This is a genomic window from Panacagrimonas perspica, from assembly GCF_004364935.1.
In the GTDB taxonomy this organism is placed as follows: domain Bacteria; phylum Pseudomonadota; class Gammaproteobacteria; order Nevskiales; family Nevskiaceae; genus Panacagrimonas; species Panacagrimonas perspica.
This window is the reverse complement of the sequence record NZ_SOBT01000008.1, coordinates 616,160-623,434: the sequence shown is the minus strand read 5'-3', so window position 1 is coordinate 623,434 and position 7,275 is coordinate 616,160. Positions and strand designations below refer to the sequence as shown.

Annotated in this window: 2 protein-coding genes; both read right to left on the bottom strand. The window is 63.3% G+C overall.

Features of this window, described 5'->3' with window-relative positions; translation table 11 throughout:
* The coding region (locus DFR24_RS02750; protein ID WP_133879812.1) for an Ig-like domain-containing protein at positions 1-6,155 on the bottom strand (6,155 nt) is incomplete at its 3' end.
* 667 nt (positions 6,156-6,822) lie between these two features.
* Entirely contained in the window at positions 6,823-7,257 is a 435-nt protein-coding gene (gene fur, locus DFR24_RS02745) for a ferric iron uptake transcriptional regulator (protein WP_133879811.1), read from the bottom strand.
* Positions 7,258-7,275 lie beyond the last annotated feature (18 nt).

Sequence of the window (7,275 nt, the reverse complement as noted above, 5' to 3'; positions counted from 1 at the left end):
GTCCGACCCGCCGAAATGGTCACCGTCGCCGATGCCATCTGCGTGTCGTCCGCATCCGTCAGCGTGATGCTGTTGTCGATCACCACGCCCGCAGCATTCTCGGTGTAACCCACCGAGCCGCCCAAGCCACCCAACACCGGCGCGTCGTTCACCGCCGTTACATTGATCGTCGAGGTCTGCGTCGCGCTCGTCGCAGCGCCCGCAGCATCCGAGTTGGCGTCGGTCACCGTCCAGCTGATCGTACGGCTAGACGCCGTGTTGTTCGCCGTCGGATCATCGCTCGTGCTGCTGAAGGTAATCGATTGCAGGGCCGTCAGATAGTTGGCAATCGACGTCGTTCCCGTCAGCGTCAACACGCCCGTAGCGGCAACGTAATTACCCGTGATGCCATTCTGATTAGTGAAGTTGAGCAGATCGCCCGTCGTCCGACCCGCCGAAATGGTCACCAACGCCGATGCCATCTGCGTGTCGTCCGCATCCGTCAGCGTGATGCTGTTGTCGATCACCACGGCTGCAGCATTCTCGGTGTAACCCATCGAGCCGCCCAGACCACCCAGCACCGGCGCATCGTTCAACGGCGTCACGGTGATCGTGGAGGTCTGTGTCGTGCTGGTCGCCGCGCCCACTGCATCCGAGTTGGCGTCGGTCACCGTCCAGCTGATCGTGCGGCTCGTCGCCGTTCCATTTGCCGTCGGATCATCGCTCGTGCTGCTGAACGTAATCGACTGCAGGGCCGCCAGATAATCCGACGTCGTCGCTGGACCCGTCAGTATCAACACGCCCGTCGCAGCGACGTAGTTGCCGGTGATGCCGTTCTGGTTGGTGAAATTGAGCAGATCGCCCGTCGTGCGACCTGCCGTAATGGTCACCGTCGCCGACGTCATCTGCGTGTCGTCCACGTCCGACAGCGTGATGCTGTTGTCGATCACCACGCCCGCAGCATTCTCGGTGTAACCCACCGAGCCGCCCAGACCGCCCAGCACCGGCGCATCGTTCACCGCCGTCACGTTGATCGTCGACGTCTGCGTCGTGCTCGTCGCCGCGCCCACGCCACTCGAGTTGGCGTCGGTCACCGTCCAGCTGATCGTACGGCTCGTCGCCGTATTGTTCGCTGTCGGGTCATCGCTCGTGCTGCTGAACGTGATCGATTGCAGAGCCGTCAGATAATTCGCCGTCGACGCCGTTCCCGTCAGCGTCAGAACACCTGTTCCTGCGTTAAAGCTGCCCGTGATGCCGTTCTGGTTGGTGAAATTGAGCAGGTCGCCCGTCGTCCGGCCCGCCGAAATGGTCACCAACGCCGACGCCATCTGCGTGTCGTCCACGTCCGCGAGCGTGATGCTGTTGTCGATCACTACGGCTGCAGCGTTCTCGGTGTAGCTCACCGTGCTGCCCAGACCGCCCAACACCGGCGCATCGTTCACCGGCGTCACATTCACGCTCACCATCGCCGTCGATCCGCCACTCAGCGTGTACGTGAACGTGTCGGGCACGCCGTTGTTGCTGTAGTTCGCGTTGGGTGCATACGTCAGGCCCGTGCCACCACCCGTGATCACCACCGTGCCGTTCGCAGGCTGCGTGATCGACGTGATCGAGATCGGGCCGCCATCGATATCCGTGTCGTTGGCCAGCACCGCAATCGCCGTCGGACCGCTGTCTTCGAGCACCGTCACACTGTCATTCACCGCGACCGGTGCATCGTCCACCGGCGTGACATTCACGCTCACCGTCGCCGTCGATCCGCCGCTCAGCGTGTACGTGAACGTGTCGGGCACGCCGTTGTTGCTGTAGTTCGCGTTGGGTGCATACGTCAGGCCCGTGCCACCACCCGTGATCACCACCGTGCCGTTCGCAGGCTGCGTGATCGACGTGATCGAGATCGGGCCACCGTCGATATCCGTGTCGTTGGCCAGCACCGCAATTGCCGTCGGACCACTGTCTTCGAGCACCGTCACGCTGTCATTCACCGCCACCGGCGCATCGTCCACCGGCGTCACGTTCACACTCACCGTCGCCGTCGATCCACCACTCAACGTGTACGTGAACGTGTCGGGCACGCCGTTGTTGCTGTAGTTCGCGTTGGGTGCATACGTCAGGCCCGTGCCGCCACCCGTGATCACCACCGTGCCGTTCGCCGGCTGCGTGATCGACGCGATCGAAATCGGCCCGCCGTCAATGTCGGTGTCGTTCGCGAGAACCAGGATCGATGTCGGACCGCTGTCTTCGAGCACCGTCACACTGTCATTCACCGCGACCGGTGCATCGTCCACCGGCGTGACATTCACGCTCACCGTCGCCGTCGATCCGCCACTCAACGTGTACGTGAACATGTCGGGTACGCCGTTGTTGCTGTAGTTCGCGTTGGGCGCATACGTCAGCCCCGTGCCACCACCCGTGATCACCACCGTGCCGTTCGCAGGCTGCGTGATCGACGTGATCGAGATCGGGCCGCCATCGATATCCGTGTCGTTGGCCAGCACCGCAATCGCCGTCGGACCGCTGTCTTCGAGCACCGTCACGCTGTCATTCACCGCCACCGGTGCATCGTCCACCGCCGCGACATTCAGCGTCACCGTCACCGGCGTGCTGAAACTCGTCCCATCAGCGGCCCGATACGTGAAGCTGTCCGTGCCATTGAAATTGGCATTCGGCGTGTACGTGAAGCTGCCGTCCAAATTGAGCGTCAGACTGCCGCTGACGGGTCCCGTGACCAGAACCGCCGTCAGCAAACTGCCTTCCGCATCCGTGTCATTCAACAGCACACCCGGCGCCGCGACGGTCAACGGAGCGTCTTCCGTCGCCGCATACGTATCCGCCGCTGCCACCGGCGCATCGTTCACCGGCGTAATGGTGACGGTGACCGTGGCCGTATCCGTGCCGCCTGCACCATCATCGAGGGTGTAGGTGAAGCTGTCGTTCAGCGTCTCCGAACCGTTGTGGACGTACATGAACGTCCCGTCCGGATTCTTCGTCACCGCACCGTTCGCACCCTGCGTAAAGCTCGTGATGGACGCCGCTACCAGCGTGCTGTCGACATCCGTGTCATTGCCCAATACGTTGATCAAGGCAATCGTGCCGCCCTCGGCCACCGTCGCCGCATCGTCGTTGGCCACCGGGTCATCGTTCACCGCGCCGACGTTCAGCGTCACCGTCACCGGATCGCTGAAGGCCGCGCCATCAAAGACTCGATAGGTGAAGCTGTCCGGACCGTTGTAATTCGCAGCCGGCGTGTACGTGAAGCTGCCATCGCCGTTCAGCGTCAGCGAGCCCTGGGTGGGCGCATCCACCAGCGAAGCCGTTAGGGCGTTTCCGTTGGCATCGGTGTCATTGGCCAGCACACCGGCCGCCGCCGGCACGACCAGCGGGGTGTCTTCCGTCGCCGCATAGATGTCCGCCACCGCCACCGGGGCGACGTTCGTCGTCGTGACGTTCAGCGTCACCGTCACGGCGCCGGTGTCGAGGGCTCCGTCGCCGGCCTGATACGTGAAGCTGTCGATGCCGCTGAAACCGAAAGCCGGCGTATAGACGAACGTGCCATCGGGGTTGAATACCAACGTCCCGTGCGCAGGATCCGTCAACTTTGTCGCCGTCAGCGAAGTGCCCTCGGCATCCGTGTCGTTGCCCAGTACACCCGGTAGCGTCACGACGAGCTGGCTCTGGGTGACGTTGTAGGCGTCCGTTACTCCCACCGGCGCATCGTTCACCGGGTTTACGTTGATGACGAAGGTCACCGTGTTGCTGGTGCCGCTACCGCCATTCGCGGTGCCTCCGTCATCCGACAGGTTCAGCGAGATCGTGGCCGTGCCGTTGGCATTGGCCGCCGGGGTGTAGCTCAGCGTGCCGTCCGCCGAAATGCTCGGCGCCACACTGAAGAGCGACGGATTCGAGTTGGCGACCACGTTGAAAGTCAGCGTCTGGCCCGCCTCGTCTGCCGGACCTGCACTGATGGAGGTGGCAAAGTCCGCCACCGTTTGCGGACCTGCATCCTCATTCACCGTGTGGCTCGTCAGATGCGAGAAGCTCGGCGGATCGTTCACCGGCGTCACTGTCAGTGACACGGTGATCGGCGAGCTGACGCCCTGTCCGTCGCTGGCGAAATAGATGAAGCTGTCCGGGCCGGCGTAATTCGCGGCCGGCGTGTAGGTGAAGCTGCCGTTTGCATTGAGGACCAGGCCGCCGTGAGCCGGCCCCGTGATCAGCCCTGCCGCCAGCGCATCGCCGTTTGCATCGGTGTCGTTGGCAAGCACGCCGGGCGTCGTCACCACCAGTGCCGTGTCTTCGAGAGTGGTGTAGCTGTCAGCTCCTCCCAACGGAACCACGTTTCCGCCTTCTCCGCCTTCTCCTCCTTCATCGGCCCCATTCACGGTGATCGTGAAGGTCCCTACGTTGCTGTTGAGCTGACCATCGCTGGCCTGGAACTGGAACGCGACCGTGGTCGACTCGTTGTTGTTCAGGAACTGATAATTCTGGCCCGGATTGAACGTGAAGCTGCCGTTGGGATTCAGCACCAGGCCTTGCGGCGCCTGACCCACGATGCTGTACGTCAGCGAATCGCCGTTGGGGTCCACGGCCGTGACGTTGCCCAAGAGGGCCGGGCCATCCTCCCCAACCGCTTGCGATCCGTTGATCGCAACAGGCGGGGCGTTCGGAGGGGGCGGAGCGGCGTCCACCGAGACCGACACGGTCGCCGAATTCGAAGTAGCGGTGCCGTCCGTGGCGGTATAGGTAAAGGTGGCGAGGCCTACAAACCCAGGCGTAGGCGTGAACGTAATCACGCCGCCATCGAGCGCGACCGTGCCTCCTGTGCCGCTGCTGACACTGGCGACACTCAGGGCTTCGCCGTCTACATCGGAGTCGTTGCCCAACAACTGAGTGGCCAAGAAGGCGACCGGGATGTTCTGAACCGTGCTGAGGCTGTCGTTGTTTGCAACCGGCGCATCATTCGCACCGTTGACCGTCAGCGTCACTGTCGCGACATTGCTGCTCAATTGGCCATCATTAGCCCGGTACTGAAACGTGACGGCGGCTGTTTCGTTGGTGTCGAGCGACTCGAACGCGCCATTCGGATTGAAACTGAACGTGCCGTTTGAATTGAACGTCAGACCGGCCGGAGCGGAGCCGACAAGGCTGTAGGTGAGGGCGTCACCATCAGCGTCAGAGGCAGAAACGCTGCCAGAGACAGCAGGGCCGTCTTCGCTGACACTGAACGCCGCGTCCGCAGCCACAGGCGCGCGATTCGCCGGCTCAGGCGCGGTCACGGTCACGCCCTGGACGGCGCTGATGCTCTGATTGCCCGCGACATCGGTGGCGATCACTCGGAAGCTGTAGGTGCCCGGCACGAGGTTGTTCTGGGCAGCTCCCGTCGGCGTCCAGGTATTTCCGCCGTCGGTGGAAATCTGGAATACGAGTGCAGCGCCCGCTTCCGCGCCAGTCGGGACCAGCGTGAAGCTGCCGTCCGCATCGTCGTCACGACCCGCGAGGGCCAGCGTGCCGGGCGCGGGAGGAATGGTGTCGACGGTGACCGGAACCGCGTTGGAGACGACGCTGACGTTGCCGGCGGCGTCGGTGGCACGGGCGTTGAGCGGATGCGTTCCGTCCGACAGCTGAGGGGTGGTGAACGTCCAGTTGCCGTTGGCGTCCGCGGTGACCTGGCCGAGCTCGACCGTGCCGTCGAATATCGTCACGCGGCTGCCCGGCTCCGCGGAGCCCGTCAGCGTGATCGTGGCGTCCTTGGTGATCTGGTCACCAACGATGTTGGAGTCCTCGGACACACCAGAAATGATGGGCGATCCGGGCGCCGTGGAATCCCGAGGATCGGAACCTCCGCCCCCACCTCCGCCGCCCGCCGCCAGCGCGATGCCACCGGCACCCGCGGCGCCTCCGAGCAGCCACAGCGCACCCGCTCCGAGTCCCGACTCATGAGACGCGCCGGCGTCCGCGAAGACCAGACCGTTGCTGGAGTCCTCGAGACGCACGGTCGCGGTCGACGCCGTGCTGTCGGCCGGGTCGCGCACCACCACCGTGTCGCCCTGACGGGAGACGACCCAGTTCTCGGGGATCAGCAGTTGTTCGCCGTCGGCGATCGTCAGCGTCTGTCCGGGGAGAAGTTCGACTTCGCGGACTTTGCCTGTGGCTTTGGTGATGATTTTGACGCGCATGACGATCTCCCCGAGATATCGGAAAACGAAAACATTGATGAGAAACGAATCTGCTTTGAGCCCCCGCTCACTGATGGCGACCTCACACCAGTGCTCCCTGCCGCCGACGATCCCCTACTCGCTAAGAGCGTGCGCCTGCGTTGAAACGTGTTCCGTTAGCTGAATTGCTGTTCGCGCCCGACAACTCGCCATCTGATGCGCAATTCAGTTTTGCCCCCGCTTGAACCGCTTGCAGACCGCGATGGCGCCGATCTGCGAGCCATTGAGAATCGCGCAGCATCCATGCCCAAACTTGACGACCCCGGAGTTACCGTATTCGTCCTTGTTTTTGCGAAACTTATTCGAATCTGATTACATGAAACGCTGAGAATGGAACCCCGCCGATGGACACGATTTGTCACTGAATGCCCATGCCGGTCCGACCGTTGGACGGTTTAACCGGCTCTTTCGTCGGTTTCATGGATCCATGTGAGCACAGCGAGCACGCCAATTGCACGCGCAATCGATACGTGCCCCGGCGTAACGGTGGATGCAGAGTGCGCGGCCTCCCCCGCCGGCTTGGACGCGGCGGGCGAACACGGGTCCTCGGCCGCCGAGAGGCGGCCCATCAGAGGGGAAACTGGGGAGCAGGTCGCGAGCTACGCGACCTGCTGACTCGGCGCGCGCTTTACGGCTTGGAGCCGCGCCGACCCGATGCGGCCCTGCCGCGGGGGCGCACGTACAACACCAGGCTATGGCCGACGATGTCGTAACCCTGCTTCTCGGCGATCTGGTGCTGGAGGCGCTCGATCTCCTCGCTGACAAACTCCACGACCTTGCCGGACTCGATGTCCACCATGTGGTCGTGATGCTCTCCGCGGTCGAGCTCGAACACGGCGTGGCCGTCCTCGAAATGGTGCCTTTTGACCAGCCCGGCCTGCTCGAACTGCGTCAGAACACGATAGACCGTGGCCAAGCCGATGTCCTCGTCGTGCTGGATCAGGTCCTTGTAGATGTCCTCGGCCGAAAGGTGGCGCGTGGCCCTGCTCTCGAGGATTTCGAGGATCTTCAGACGCGGAAGGGTGACTTTGAGGCCGGCATTACGCAGGTCAGTGGATTCCACGATGGAACCTTGGGCAGG